The following is a 13,284-nucleotide window of genomic DNA, read 5'->3' as shown; positions in this document are numbered from 1 at the left end:
GTACGCCGTATGAGATCGCACAGCGTTGTACGACACAGCCCGAACCGTCGAACCGGTTGCCCCGGAATAGACGAAGCCCCTGGCGCAATAGCGCAAGGGGCTCTTGCACAAAGATGCTACCCGAGGAAGGACCGAGGTGTCGGCTCCAGAGCCCGCCTATGACGGCGCGCAGCAGCTTCTGGTGGTCATCGACCCGGTCGCCCGCCGGAGCGACGGCGAATCCGTACGGATCGCGAAGGACGTACTGAGCGCGGGCGCGTCCGTGAAGATCTGCCTTCCCGACGGGCCGGAGGAGTTCGCGCGGGCGCTGGCCCGGCGCGGCAGCCGGCGGCCCGTGGTGATCGGCGACGACCGGGCGCTGCTTCGGGTGGTCGCGCTGCTGCACCGGGAGCGGGAACTGGCCTCCGGTGCGCTCTCGCTGGTGCCGGTGGGAGCTTCCGTGGAGCTGGCGCGTTCGCTGGGCGTACCGACGGGCACGGTGGCGGCGGCGCGCGCCGTGCTGGACGGTGCGGTGCGCCGGCTGGATCTGCTGGTCGACGACAGCGACGGCGTGGTGCTCGGCGATCTGCGGATACCGGCCCTGCCCGGCCGGGGCGCGGCGCCGGCCGTCCCGTCCGTCTGGGACACCTGCCGCTCGCTGGTCCGCACGCTGGTACGGCCGGTTCCCGGCGTCCTGGCGGCCCACAGCCACCGGCTGCGGGTGGAGGCGGACGGTGTGCTGCTGAGGGATCTGAACGAGCCGGTCGAGGGCGTGACGGTGCGCTCGCGCGGCGGACGGGCCGAGGTCGTGATCCGGACGCACGCGTCGGCCGAGCCGCTCCGGGCCAGCGCACTGTCCGTGACGGTGTCGGGTGCGGATTTCCGCTACCGGGCGGACGCCCGGGTCACCGGACCGGTCCGGACCCGGACCTGGACGCTACGACCTGGGGCATGGGGACTGACGCTGCCCGCGGGAGCGTCTTCGGGACCGGACGCGGCATGACGGCCGGACCGGGTGCTCGGCCGGTGACGACCGGCGAGGCGTTCAGTTATCCACAGACTGTGGATGAACGCCGGCCGGTGCGCGTCAGCGGACGTAGTTCTTCAGGATCTCGGTGTCCAGCTCGATACCGACGGGCTCGGGCAGCGAGACCCGCTCGCCGAACGTCACCGTGTGCTTGTGGCGATAGCGCCCGCCGTCCGGGTCAGGCACGCTGAACACGGAGACCGTGCAGGCGTCGCGATCGATCAGCAGATACACCGGGATACCCACGTCGGCGTAGGCCCGGGGCTTCTCCTTCCGGTCCCGTCGGCCGGTGTCGGAGTCGTACGAGGTGACCTCGACGGTCATCAGCACCCCGGCGAGGTCGGCCCACTCTCCCTGCCCGGCGAAGTGCCCCACAGGCACCAGGGATCCGTCCGGCCGGGCACGGCCCTCGCGGTACTTCTCGACCTTGAGCCCCTGCGTGTTGTTCAGCGCAAGATCCGGCCGAGACCGCATGCACTGGGTGATCAGCCACATGATGATCTCTCCGTGATCCCCGTCCGCCGCCTCCTCGACCCCGATCCGCCCGTCGATGAACTCAAGCCTGACGGTCTCGGACTCCACGGCGGCGAATCTCTCGAACTCCGCCGGCGTCATTGGGGACATGTGGTCGGCCATAGCAGTCATGGTGCATCTCCCGTCAGGCGGAGACCAGTGTGACGGGCCCGGGCCGGGTCCGTACGGCATCCGAGCTCCGCTCACCCGTGTGAGTGATCACCAACCGGGACCGCCGCTATCCCGGCGTGACCAGCCGCGCCTCGTACGCGAACACCGCCGCCTGCGTACGGTCCCGCAGTCCCAGCTTCACCAGGATGCGGCTCACATGCGTCTTGATCGTGGATTCCGCGACCACGAGATGCTCCGCGATCTCCGCGTTCGACAGGCCCTGCGCGATCAGGACGAGCACCTCCGTCTCACGCTCCGTGAGATCACCTATCCGGGCCATCGCCGGTGCGCGCGGAGCCTCCGCCAGCTTGGCGAACTCCGTGATCAGACGCCTGGTGACGGTCGGCGCGAGCAGCGCCTCGCCGGACGCGACCACCCGTACTCCGTCGGCGAGCTGCCGCGCCGAGGCGTCCTTCAGCAGAAAGCCCGAGGCCCCGGCCCGCAGCGCCTGGTACACGTACTCGTCGAGATCGAAGGTGGTCAGCACCAGCACCTTGGCGTTGGCGTCCGCCGCGACGATCTCGCGGGTCGCGTCGATACCGTTCAGCTCCGGCATCCGGATGTCCATCAGCACCACATCAGGACGCAGTGCGTCGACCTGACTGACGGCCTCGCGGCCGTTCACCGCCTCGCCGACGACCTCGATGTCCGGCATCGCGTTCAGCAGGACCGAGAAACCCTCGCGGACCATCACCTGATCGTCGACGATCAGCACCCGGATCGTCATGACGCGTCTCCGTCACGTACGGCGGCCACCGGGATGAACGCCGCGACCTCATAGCCGCCGTCCTCCAGGAGATCCGTGGTCATCTCGCCGTTCAGCATCGTCACACGCTCCCGCATACCGGTGATGCCGTGCCCGGCGCCGGGCGACGGTTTGACCAGGCCGCGCGGCGCGGTGTTGACGACCCGCAGGCCCAGGCCGCCGAGCACATACGAGATCTCGACCCGCGCGGTCGAGCCCGGCGCGTGCCGCAGCGCATTGCTGAGGGCCTCCTGGACGATGCGGTACGCCGACAGTTCGACGCCCTGCGGCAGCTCGCGTACCGCGCCGGTGACCGTCTTCTCGACTGTCAGACCCGCGTCCCTGACATTGCCGAGAAGCCCTTCGAGATCGGCGAGCGTGGGCTGCGGAGCGTCCGGCGCCTGGTAGTCCTCCGCCCGTACGACGCCGAGGACACGGCGCAGCTCGGTCAGCGCGGCGACGGCGTTCTCCCGGATCGTGGTGAAGGCCTGCTCCAGCTCCGGCGGCGGATTCTCCACCCGGTACGGGGCGGCCTCCGCCTGGATCGCGACCACCGACATGTGGTGAGCGACCACATCGTGCAGCTCGCGGGCGATGGTGGTGCGCTCCTCCAGCAGCGTGCGCCGGTCGCGTTCGACGGCGGTGACGCTCTGCTGCGCGGCGACCTCCTGCCGCGCCTCGCGGCGGATGTGGAACGCGGTCACCGTCAGCAGCACCAGCGCGGTGACAAAGAGCAGCGGCACGGTGTTGGAACCGTAGTAGCCGCGGTTCAGGAATGCCTCGGCGAACACCCCGTACGCCGCGGTGAGCAGCCACATCCAGGCGGCCGTGCGCGGCCGGGTGCGGATGGCGGCCACCGTCGTCACCACGAGATACGCGGCGAAGGCCTCAGGAGTCCAGGGCCAGCCGTCGAGGCCGCCGCCGGCGACCAGGCTGAGCAGGCCGTTGCCGATCAGGAAGATCCACCAGGCGCCGACCGGCCTGACCAGTGTGAGCAGCACCGGCACCACCGGGAAGAGGCCGAGCACACTGCCACTGCCGAAGCCGACGAAAAGCACCATCAGCGCGGCGGCGACGACGAGGGCGTGCGGTGTCCAGGCCGCGTACTCCCGTATCCGGCCCGGCAGCCGGCTGACCAGCGGACCGTCCGTCCGCATGGGCCTCAGCGGACGATAGGCGAAGGCATCGTGGAAGAGGTCCTGGCGCAGGCCGCCGAGCGCGCCCATGGCCAGGCGGAACTCGGGGCTCCGGGTCTTCCCGGTATCTGTCTCGGTCACGTTGCCACGGTAGGTGGCGGGAGGGACGGGGTCGTCACCTACGATGCGGATCCTTCGGCGTCCGTCCCAGGTACTACACGCTCCCACCAGGCACGGAGCGGATCCGGGTGCGCCGCCTCACACCGGCTGGACCATCCGGCGCCGACCGGACGCGTCACCAGGCGAGCTGGGCGATCTCCTCCGCCACCACCGCGCACGCGTCCGCCGCCGGGTCGACGAGCGGCAAGTGGCCGACGTCCTCCAGCAGTGTCAGCCCGACCGTCTCGCCCGCTCTGGCCGCCGCGTCCACGAACGCCTCGGCGACGGCATACGGCACGGTGAGATCCATACGTCCCTGCACCACGGCCGTCGCGATTCCGGTCGGCAGCAGCGCGGCCGGATCGGCGCTCTCCCTGCGCTGTTTGAACTCCTCCTCGCCGCCGAGCAGTTGCAGGATGGCGCCACCGCACACATCCAGCTCCACGGCGCGTACGAGATCCGCTATCGGCGCGAGCGCGACGACTCCGCGCAGCGGCGGCGGTTCCGGCAGCCGCCACGGCGAGCCCTCGGGCAGCACATGCCTGGCCGCCGCCCACAGCGCGAGCTGACCGCCCGCCGAGTGCCCGGTCACCACGACACGCCGCGCGTCGGCCTCCGGCAGCGCGGCCTCGACCAGCGCGGGCAGCGCGTCCAGGGCCGCGGCCACATCGTCGAAGGTCTCCGGCCAGCGTCCGGCGACCGGCCCGCCGTCCAGCGGCGCGGTCTCCGGACCCCGCCGGTACTCCACATTGGCGACGGCGAAACCGCGGCGGGCCAGGAAGTCGGCGAACGGCGAGAGATGCAGCCGGTCGTACGGCGCCCGCCACGCACCGCCGTGCAGCACGACGACCAGCGGCACCCGCTCCTGGTTTCCCCGCGGAGCGTAGAAGTCGATCACCTGGTCAGGATGTTCGCCGTACGCGGCGGTGACATCCGGCGGGACGGCCGGACGTGCGAAGACCGATGCGGTCTCCACGGCGTCACGAGCAACGGCGTCGTGCGCGGCGGGGTCCGGCATGTTGCTCCAACCTTTCGGTACTGGGGCCGAATTGACCTGGTCAGCGGGGACGGTATCAGCCTCGAAGGGACGCGATCACACCCCTCGGTCCCGCTGCTCACCGGCCGGCTGCCGAGGCACCTCCGCCAGCACCTCTCCGAGCACCCGCGCCGCCCGTTCCGCGTCCGCGAAGCCCACATAGAGCGGGGTGAATCCGAAGCGCAGCACGTCCGGCCTGCGGAGGTCGCCGATCACACCACGGGAGATCAGCTCCGCCATGACCGCCGGTGCCTCGGCGCAGCGCAGGGCGACCTGGCTGCCGCGTTCGGCGTGGGCGGCGGGCGTCATCGAACTGACCCGTCCGGCCGGGGCGTACGCCGCCACGCACTCCAGGAAGAAGTCGGTGAGCGCCAGGCTCTTCGCCCGCACCGCCTCCACGCGTACTCCCTCCCAGACGTCGAGGGCCGCCTCCAGCGCCAGCATGGAGAGAATGTCCGGCGTGCCGACCCGGCCCCGGACCGCGCCGTCCGCCGCCGCGAAGTCCTGGGCCATCGCGAACGGATCGGTGTGCGCGTTCCAGCCCGGCAGCGGGGAGTCGAAGGCGGCCTGGTGGCGCTCGGCGACATACAGGAAGGCGGGCGAACCGGGCCCGCCGTTCAGGTACTTGTACGTACAGCCGACCGCGAGGTCCACGCCGTGCTCGTCCAGTCCGACCGGCAGGGCGCCCGCGCTGTGACACAGGTCCCAGACGACCAGCGCCCCGGCCGCGTGCGCGGCCGCGGTGATGCCGGGCAGATCGTGCAGACGGCCGGTACGGAAGTCGACATGGTTGACCAGTGCCACGGCCGTACGCGGTCCGAGAGCGCCGGACAGCTCCGCCGGATCGACCGGCACGATCCGCCGGCCGGTCATCCGGGCCGCGGACCGCGCGATGTATCCGTCGGTGGGAAAGGTGGTGGCGTCCACCAGGATCTCGTCCCTCGCCGGATCCGCGGACTCCGCGAGGCGCACGGCCGCCACGACGGCCTTGAAGACATTGACGCTGGTGGAGTCGCCGACGACGATCCGGCCCTGACCGGCGCCGACGAGCGGCGCGATCCGGTCGCCGATCCGCTCGGGCGCGGTCCACCAGCCGCCCTCGGTCCAGGAGCGGATGCGCAGCTCGCCCCACTGCCGGCTGATGACGTCCTGAAGGCGCCCGGCCACATGGCGGGGCAGCGCGCCCAGCGAATTGCCGTCGAGATAGACGGTGTCGTCGTCGAGTGTGAACAGGTCGCGCAGGCCGGCCAGCTCGTCCTCGGCGTCCAGCGCCGCGGCGCGTCCGGCGAGGGACCGGGCCTTCGGCTCGGGACCGGACAGCGGCCCGGACACCGGCACGGCCACCGGCCCGGACAGCGACTCGTCGGTGGACAGTGACTCAGACATGGCTGCGCGCCGTCCACAGCTCGGGGAAGACGTTCTTCGTCGCCCGCTTCTCCAGCCAGGCCACGCCCGCGGAGCCGCCGGTGCCGGTCTTGGAGCCCATCGCCCGCCGGGTCGCCACAAGGTGGTCGTTGCGCCAGCGCCACACCAGCTCGCCGACGTCCGTCAGCGCCTCACCGAGCCGGACCAGCTCGGTGTGCTGGTCCGGGTCGCCGTAGATCCCGGCCCAGATCTCCTCGATCACGGGCGACGGCTCGTACCGCTTCGAGAGGTCCCGGTCGAGCACCTCCGCCGGGACTGGCAGCCCGCGCCGGGCGAGCAGCCGCAGCACCTCGTCGTACAGGCTCGGCTCCTGGAGCGCCTTCTCCAGCTCCGCGTGGACACGCGGCGCGCCCCGGTGCGGGACCAGCATGGACGCGGACTTGTCACCGAGCAGGAACTCCAGCCGCCGGTACATCGCCGACTGGAAGCCGGAACCCTCACCGAGCGCACCGCGGTACGAGTTGAACTGCGCGGGCGTGAGCTGGCCGAGCGGCTTCCAGGAGGCGTTGAGCGCCTCCAGCTCGCGCACGGACCGCTTGAGCGCGTCGATCGCGACGGCGGTGCGGTCCTCGCGCAGCGCGCGGGAGGCCGTCTCCCACTCATGGACGATGACGGTGAACCACAGCTCCATGACCTGGGTGGTGACGAGAAAGACCATCTCACCGGGGTCGTCCGAGCGAAGATGCTGCAGATGGGTGAGGACGTCCGCCTGGACGTAGTCCTCGTAGGGGGTGGTGCCGGCGAAGTCGAGATTCGGGGCGTCCGAACCGGCTCCGGGGGCATCGGGGTGCTGCGACATCTCTGTCTCCTCGATATTGCTACCGGGTAGCGGTCCGCCCCTTCCTTGCCGTTACGGAGCTCCGGTCCCCTGCGGGCATCATAATCCGGGCCGCGTATGCCCGGCTCCGTCAGCCCGGCGGCGCTCCACCGGCCGGCCGCACCGCGCCGGCGGCCGGGTCTCAGACCGGCGGACCGGTGAGGTACGTCCCGCTCGCGTCATAGGGCCAGGCATTGGCCCGGCAGCCGTTGAGGCCCTTGATCTGCTGCATCATCACCGGCGCGAGCTTGCCGGGACCGGAGCAGCCCAGGTGCTGGCGGATGCCGATCTCATGGCCGACCTCGTGGTTGATGATGAGATGCCGGTAGTCGGCCGGCGGCCCGCCGAACGTCGGCGATCCCAGCACCCAGCGGCGCAGATTGACCACGACACCGTCGACGGTCTCGCAGTTCAGCTCGCCGTGGGTATTGAGCCCCTGGGCGAGACAGAGCCGGTCGGCGGTGGCCGGAGTGGCTATCCGGATGACGAAGTCGGCGTTCGACGAGACGAGCTGGAAGGCGCCCCGGCCGTGCGCGGCCCAGCTCCGCGGATGGGCGAGGATGTCCTCTATCTCGGCGGCGGCCTCCGACGCGGATATGTCGATCCCCTCCTCGACCTGCACCCGGTAGCGCCGCAGCGGCCCCGAGCCGACCCGGTCGCCGTGCGTCCGGGCCGTGGTGAAGGTGCCGGGGCCGGAGGCGGGCACCCGGGGCGGCTTCGACGAGACGGAAGGGCTCGCCGCGGGCTCCTTGGACGCACCGGCGCGCGCGGACGGCGAGGGCGGCGGCTTCGGCGTGAGCGACGCGGTGGGTGTGAGCCGCGGCGAGACCAGGACATCCGCGACCTCACCGGCCCCGGACGGGCCCGGCCGGCTTCCGTCTCCCTGCCAGGAGGCGAGCGCGGCACCGCCGCCGACGATCACGGCGGCCAGGCCGAGTCCCGCCAGGACTATGTGTGCGAGCGGGCGGCGACGGTTGCTTCCGCTACCGCGTGAATGTCCGCGACGGCGGCCCCGGCGGGCTTCGGCACGCTTGCCCATAACTGACTTCTCCCTGTGAGACCGGCCCTGGGGATGAGGTGAGTGGGGGGCCTCGCGCCGGGTGCGACTGATGGTTCTGCCGCGCCTGCGATCGTACAGACCGAAGGCCCGCGCCCTGGGAGATGGGCGGGGCCTCCGAAAGGTTCCATGACGGGACCCTTGATCAAACAGGCTGCTCAGCCCAGTGTGTCCGCCGCGAGCGGCGAGGAGTCGCGCAGGAACGTCGAGCAGCGCTCGTACTCAGCCTGCTCACCGATCGCCTGCGCGGCGCGGGCGAGCGCGTGCAGGGCACGCAGGAAGCCACGGTTCGGCTCGTGCTCCCACGGCACCGGGCCGTGCCCCTTCCACCCGCTGCGCCGCAGCGCGTCGAGCCCCCGGTGGTAGCCGGTCCTGGCGTACGCGTACGACTCGACGACCCGGCCGTTCTCAAACGCGACGTCGGCGAGCTGCGCCCAGGCCAGTGAGGAGGTCGGATACTTCGCCGCGACATCGGCGGGCGCCGTCCCGTTCGCGAGCAGCTCACGCGGCTCGGGATCGTCGGGCAGATGAGTGGGGGGCGGTCCCCCGAGAAGGTTTTCATGGATGGCCATACGTACAGTCTGCCCTGCCCGCTCCCGGGCCTCCCGCCGGCGGCCGGAGGCAGCGATGCCTTACGGCGAGGCCGCCGGACGATCCCCGGGTTCTTCCGCTTTCAGCGGTTCCAGCGGCGGCGCCGTCAAGGCGCAGTTGATCCTGCACTCGGGCAGTTCGGCCGGCTCCCGGGGCTTACGGACCAGCCAGAAGGCGATCGCCGCGCCCAGCACCATCGCTCCCGCGACCAGCGGCATCGCGCGGTGGAACGCCGCGTCGAACTGCGGCGGCGAGCGGTACGCCTCCTGGCCCATGCCCGCCAGCAGCGGCAGCGCGGCCACCGCGAGCAGACCGGCGGCACGGGCCACCGCGTTGTTGACACCGCTGGCCAGTCCGGCCCGGGCGGTGTCCACCGAGGCCAGGACCGTCGCGGTCAGCGGTGCGACCAGGGTCACCAGACCCAGGCCCATCAGCAGCAGCGCGGGCAGCACATCCGCCAGATACGAGGAGCCCTGGCCCACTCGCAGCATCAGCAGCAGTCCGCCCGCGCACAGCAGTGGCCCCACCGTGAGCGGAATGCGCGGGCCGATCTTCTGTCCCAGCGCTCCCGACCGCGCCGAGAGCAGCAGCGACAGAACGGTGGTCGGCAGCAGGGCCGCTCCCGCTCCCAGCGCCGAATAGCCCACGACGACCTGAAGCTGGAGCGGGATGAGGAAGAAGAAGCCGCCGATCGCCGCGTACACGCACAGCGTCACCAGGTTCACCGAGCTGAACTGCTGGGACTTGAAGATCGACGGCGGCAGCATCGGGTCGGCCCGCCGCCGCTCGACCAGTACGAAGACCACGGCGACCAGCACACCCGCGATGCCCTCCCAGAGCGCCTCGGCGATCAGCGCGTAGGTCACCAGCGCCAGCGCCGCCGCCGCGAGCACCGCGCCCAGCACATCGAACCGGCCGTGCTCCGCCGGGTCCTTCGACTCCGGTACATGCCGCAGCGCCACCGGCACGCAGATCGCGGCCAGCGGCACATTGAGGAAGAACACCCAGCGCCAGCCCGCCCCGTCCACCAGCCAGCCGCCGACAAACGGCCCGATGGCCGCGCCGACTCCGCCGAAGCCCGACCAGAGTCCGACGGCCCGCGCGCGGTCGTCGGGATGGAAGGTCGCCTGGATGATCGCGAGCGATCCCGGCACCAGCAGCGCACCGCCCACGCCCTGGAACGCCCGCGCGAGGATCAGCACTTCGACATTGGGCGCGATCCCGCACACCAGTGAGCCGATCGCGAACCAGACCACTCCGAGGACGAAGACGCTCCGCCGTCCGTACCGGTCACCGAGCGAGCCGCCGAGCAGGATCAGCCCGGCGAGCGTGAGCATATAGGCGTTGACGGTCCACTGAAGGTCCGCCAGATCCGCGTTGAGACTGTCCCCGATATGAGGCAGTGCGACATTGACGACGGTGGAGTCCAGCATGGCCATGCTGGAGCCGAGCACCGTCGTCAGAATGACCCACCGGCCTCTGGCCGAGGACAGTCGGATATCCATATCCGGATCATCCCTGGCCCGGGGCTAGGACGCTAGCCGGCCGAGGGCGCGGACCAGGGCCTCGATGCCTTGCTCCGCCTTGGTCCTGGGACAGCCCACATTGAGCCGCACAAAGCCCGCGCTGCCATAGGTGGCGCCGGGCATGATCGCGACTTTCTCACGCTCGATCAGCTCCCGCTGGAGCGCGTCGTCGTCGACGCCGAGCGGCCGGAGGTCGATCCAGGCCAGATAGCCGGCCTCCGGAGGCCGCCAGTCCAGCGCCGGAAAGGCCGAGTTCAGCCGGTCGGCGACCATCCGCAGATTGCCCGCCACATAGGCGTTGAGCGCGTCCAGCCAGAGACCGCCTTCGCGGTACGCGGCGATATGGGCGGTCAGTGTCAGGACGGCGGGCGAGGCGAGACCCTCTCCCGTCTCCATCCGCCGCAGAAAGGCCGCGTGGTCACCGGGGTCGCCGATGATTCCGTACGAGCCGCTCAGCGCGGGAAAGTTGAACGCCTTCGAGCCGGAGGTGATGAGGGCCCACCGGCCGGTGCCGAACCGCGTCCACGGCAGATGCCGGTAGCCGTCGGGTACGGACTCGGCGTGGACGAAGTCGGCGTGGATCTCATCGCTGATGACGGCGACGCCGTACGCCTCGGCCAGCCGGGCGAACTCCGTCAGCTCGTCCTCGGTCCACACCGTGCCGGTGGGGTTGTGCGGCGAGCAGAGCAGCAGCACCTTGCTGCCGGGCCGCGCGAGCTGCCGCTCCAGCGCGGCAGTGTCGCCGACCGGAGCGCCACGCAGTTCGCGTCCCAGGCCGGATATCGCCTTGAGAAAGCCGTCATAGGTGGGCGTGTGGACGACGACACCGTCTCCGGGCTCGGTCCACATCCGCAGCAGTTGCGAGAGCTGGTTGAGCACGGAAGGCGCGTACACCACACGGTCCGTGTCGATGTCCGTGGCGTACCGCGTCGCGAACCAGTGGCGGATCGCGGACAGGAAATCGTCATTGCGCCAGTCGCTGTAACCGAGCACTCCATGGGCGAGGCGCCGCTGAAGAGCGTCGAGCACCTCGGGCGGCGAGGCGAAGTCCATGTCGGAGATGGTGAAAGGGAGCAGCCCGTCGACGCCGAAGCGGTCCGAGACGCCGTCCCACTGCACGCACCAGGTGCCGGTGCGGTCGATGGCGGTGTCGAAGTCGTAGCCCACGGTGATTCTCCTCCGGGCACAGCGCGGGCCCGGCATCGCGTGAGATGCCGGGCCCGACGTACGGAACGTCCTACGTGGGCTTACTTGAGCTTGGTGCCGGTCGAGCGCAGCGCGGCGCACGCCTCGGTGACACGCTTGGCCATACCGGCCTCCGCCGCCTTGCCCCAGGTGCGCGGGTCATAGGCCTTCTTGGAGCCGACCTCGCCGTCGATCTTCAGCACACCGTCGTAGTTGCGCAGCATGTGGTCCGCCACGGGCCGCGTGAAGGCGTACTGGGCGTCGGTGTCGAGGTTCATCTTCACGACGCCGTTCTCCAGCGCGATGGCGATCTCCTCGGCCGTGGAGCCGGAGCCACCGTGGAAGACGAAGTCGAAGGGCTGGCCGCCGGCGGGCTTGCCGTACTTGGCGCTGACACCCTCCTGGAGGTCCTTGAGCAGCTCGGGCCGGAGCACGACATTGCCCGGCTTGTAGACGCCGTGGACATTGCCGAAGGACGCGGCCAGCAGATAGCGGCCCTTCTCGCCCAGGCCGAGGGCCTCGGCGGTACGCAGCGCGTCATCGACGGTGGTGTACAGCTCGTCGTTGATCTCGTGGGTGACGCCGTCCTCCTCGCCACCGGTCGGAGTGATCTCGACCTCAAGGATGATCTTGGCGGCGGCGGCCTTGGCGAGCAGCTCCTCGGCGATGGCCAGGTTGTCCGCGAGGGTCTCGGCGGAGCCGTCCCACATATGCGACTGGAAGAGCGGGTTACGGCCGGCCTTGACGCGCTCGGCGGAGATGTCGAGCAGCGGACGCACATAGGCGTCCAGCTTGTCCTTGGGGCAGTGGTCGGTGTGCAGCGCGACGGTGATGTCGTACTTGGCGGCGACGACATGCGCGAACTCGGCGAGCGCGACGGCGCCGGTCACCATGTCCTTGTTGTACTGACCGCCCAGGAATTCGGCACCACCGGTGGACATCTGGATGATGCCGTCGCTCTCGGCCTCCGCGAAGCCGCGCAGCGCCGCGTGCAGGGTCTGGGACGAGGTCACATTGATGGCCGGGTAGGCGAACTTGCCTGCCTTCGCCCGGTCGAGCATCTCGGTGTAGACCTCGGGGGTTGCGATGGGCATCGGGCCGCTCCTTGTGATGTGCGGGTGTGAGGTGCTTGTCCCTGACCTGGGGGCGACGTCATCGTCAGCCCCATCTTTCCAGACTCTTGTACGCGGTCCACCTGGAGCACCGCCTCTACGGCGATGCGGGCTGGACTGTTTCACGTGAAACAGTCCAGCCCGCATCGGAAGGCCAGGTCAGGCCGGTTCAGAGAGCGGACCGGGTCAGCCGAGGCCGAGCTCGTCCAGCGAGTAGACGTTGATATACGGAAGCCCGGCCTCAGCGATGACCGGCGCCGCGCCACGCTCCACGACAACCGCGACCGCGACGACCTCGCCGCCCGCCTCACGGACCGCCTCGACGGCGGTCAGCGGCGAACCACCGGTGGTCGAGGTGTCCTCGACCACCAGGCAGCGGCGGCCCTTGACCTCGGTGCCCTCAATGCGGCGCTGCATGCCGTGCGCCTTCTGCGCCTTCCGTACGACGAACGCGTCGAGCCGCTGTCCGCGCGCGGCGGAGGCGTGCAGCATCGAGGTCGCCACCGGGTCGGCGCCGAGTGTCAGCCCGCCGACGCAGTCGAAGTCCAGCTCGGCGGTGGCGTCGAGCATGACCTGGCCGACCAGCGGCGCGGCATGACCGTCCAGCGTGATCCGGCGCAGGTCGATGTACCAGTCGGCCTCCAGCCCCGAGGAGAGGGTCACTCTGCCGTGCACCACGGCCTTGTCCTTGATCAGTTGGAGCAGCTCAGCCCGTACATCACTCATGGCCATGAGCTTAGAGGAGCCGCCGCGCCGGCCGCCGGGCTGCCGCCGCCGTACCAACCGGGCCGCGCTTTCGGTCTTG

Annotated in this window: 13 protein-coding genes; 1 reads left to right on the top strand and 12 read right to left on the bottom strand. The window is 70.6% G+C overall.

Going from position 1 to position 13,284, the window contains the following annotated elements:
- The first annotated feature begins 136 nt into the window (after positions 1-136).
- The gene (locus tag PV679_RS26030) at positions 137-982 is read left to right on the top strand and encodes a diacylglycerol kinase family protein (protein WP_319682824.1); all 846 of its coding nucleotides are present in this window, start codon (positions 137-139) and stop codon (positions 980-982) included.
- An 84-nt stretch (positions 983-1,066) separates the two neighbouring features.
- Here the strand turns inward: PV679_RS26030 and PV679_RS26025 are convergent, their stop codons facing one another.
- From PV679_RS26025 to pyrE, 12 genes are all read right to left on the bottom strand, one after another.
- A complete protein-coding gene (locus tag PV679_RS26025; protein ID WP_319682823.1) occupies positions 1,067-1,651 on the bottom strand; it encodes a Uma2 family endonuclease in 585 nt (194 codons plus the stop codon).
- A 106-nt stretch (positions 1,652-1,757) separates the two neighbouring features.
- Positions 1,758-2,417, bottom strand: coding sequence for a response regulator transcription factor (locus tag PV679_RS26020; protein ID WP_319682822.1), 660 nt, complete (start codon positions 2,415-2,417; stop codon positions 1,758-1,760).
- Complete coding sequence (locus PV679_RS26015) at positions 2,414-3,661, bottom strand: sensor histidine kinase (RefSeq protein WP_319682870.1); 1,248 nt, start codon at positions 3,659-3,661, stop codon at positions 2,414-2,416. The genes PV679_RS26020 and PV679_RS26015 overlap by 4 nt, the downstream gene beginning before the upstream one ends.
- A gap of 205 nt (positions 3,662-3,866) precedes the next feature.
- Complete coding sequence (locus tag PV679_RS26010) at positions 3,867-4,748, bottom strand: alpha/beta hydrolase (RefSeq protein WP_319682821.1); 882 nt, start codon at positions 4,746-4,748, stop codon at positions 3,867-3,869.
- Positions 4,749-4,823: 75 nt separating this feature from the next.
- Entirely contained in the window at positions 4,824-6,152 is a 1,329-nt protein-coding gene (gene kynU, locus PV679_RS26005) for a kynureninase (RefSeq protein WP_319682820.1), read from the bottom strand.
- Complete coding sequence (locus tag PV679_RS26000) at positions 6,145-6,990, bottom strand: tryptophan 2,3-dioxygenase family protein (protein WP_319682819.1); 846 nt, start codon at positions 6,988-6,990, stop codon at positions 6,145-6,147. Before PV679_RS26000 ends, kynU begins: the two co-directional genes overlap by 8 nt.
- 160 nt (positions 6,991-7,150) lie before the next feature.
- Positions 7,151-8,047 (bottom strand): DUF3152 domain-containing protein, encoded by an 897-nt coding sequence (locus tag PV679_RS25995; protein ID WP_319682818.1) that lies wholly within the window; start codon positions 8,045-8,047, stop codon positions 7,151-7,153.
- A 176-nt stretch (positions 8,048-8,223) separates the two neighbouring features.
- On the bottom strand, positions 8,224-8,637 hold the full coding sequence (locus tag PV679_RS25990; protein ID WP_319682817.1) for a DUF3151 domain-containing protein: 414 nt from the start codon (positions 8,635-8,637) through the stop codon (positions 8,224-8,226).
- Between the two features lie 60 nt (positions 8,638-8,697).
- A complete protein-coding gene (locus tag PV679_RS25985; RefSeq protein ID WP_319682816.1) occupies positions 8,698-10,161 on the bottom strand; it encodes an MFS transporter in 1,464 nt (487 codons plus the stop codon).
- Positions 10,162-10,185: 24 nt separating this feature from the next.
- On the bottom strand, positions 10,186-11,355 hold the full coding sequence (locus PV679_RS25980) for a MalY/PatB family protein (protein WP_319682869.1): 1,170 nt from the start codon (positions 11,353-11,355) through the stop codon (positions 10,186-10,188).
- A gap of 74 nt (positions 11,356-11,429) precedes the next feature.
- Complete coding sequence (gene fbaA, locus PV679_RS25975; protein ID WP_319682815.1) at positions 11,430-12,461, bottom strand: class II fructose-bisphosphate aldolase; 1,032 nt, start codon at positions 12,459-12,461, stop codon at positions 11,430-11,432.
- A 204-nt stretch (positions 12,462-12,665) separates the two neighbouring features.
- A complete protein-coding gene (pyrE, locus tag PV679_RS25970) occupies positions 12,666-13,205 on the bottom strand; it encodes an orotate phosphoribosyltransferase (RefSeq protein WP_319682814.1) in 540 nt (179 codons plus the stop codon).
- Positions 13,206-13,284 lie beyond the last annotated feature (79 nt).

It is taken from the genome of Streptomyces sp. AK02-01A (assembly GCF_033795305.1).
GTDB lineage: Bacteria > Actinomycetota > Actinomycetes > Streptomycetales > Streptomycetaceae > Streptomyces.
This window is presented reverse-complemented; position numbering and strand designations above follow the sequence as displayed.

What these genes read in the sequence shown, in the direction of transcription:
- PV679_RS26025 (WP_319682823.1), bottom strand. Translation starts at nt 1,651, where the DNA reads ATGACTGCTATGGCCGACCACATGTCCCCAATGACGCCGGCGGAGTTC.
- PV679_RS26020 (WP_319682822.1), bottom strand. Translation starts at nt 2,417, where the DNA reads ATGACGATCCGGGTGCTGATCGTCGACGATCAGGTGATGGTCCGCGAG.
- PV679_RS26015 (WP_319682870.1), bottom strand. Translation starts at nt 3,661, where the DNA reads ATGGGCGCGCTCGGCGGCCTGCGCCAGGACCTCTTCCACGATGCCTTC.
- PV679_RS26010 (WP_319682821.1), bottom strand. Translation starts at nt 4,748, where the DNA reads ATGCCGGACCCCGCCGCGCACGACGCCGTTGCTCGTGACGCCGTGGAG.
- kynU (WP_319682820.1), bottom strand. Translation starts at nt 6,152, where the DNA reads ATGTCTGAGTCACTGTCCACCGACGAGTCGCTGTCCGGGCCGGTGGCC.
- PV679_RS26000 (WP_319682819.1), bottom strand. Translation starts at nt 6,990, where the DNA reads ATGTCGCAGCACCCCGATGCCCCCGGAGCCGGTTCGGACGCCCCGAAT.
- PV679_RS25995 (WP_319682818.1), bottom strand. Translation starts at nt 8,047, where the DNA reads ATGGGCAAGCGTGCCGAAGCCCGCCGGGGCCGCCGTCGCGGACATTCA.
- PV679_RS25990 (WP_319682817.1), bottom strand. Translation starts at nt 8,637, where the DNA reads ATGGCCATCCATGAAAACCTTCTCGGGGGACCGCCCCCCACTCATCTG.
- PV679_RS25985 (WP_319682816.1), bottom strand. Translation starts at nt 10,161, where the DNA reads ATGGATATCCGACTGTCCTCGGCCAGAGGCCGGTGGGTCATTCTGACG.
- fbaA (WP_319682815.1), bottom strand. Translation starts at nt 12,461, where the DNA reads ATGCCCATCGCAACCCCCGAGGTCTACACCGAGATGCTCGACCGGGCG.
- pyrE (WP_319682814.1), bottom strand. Translation starts at nt 13,205, where the DNA reads ATGAGTGATGTACGGGCTGAGCTGCTCCAACTGATCAAGGACAAGGCC.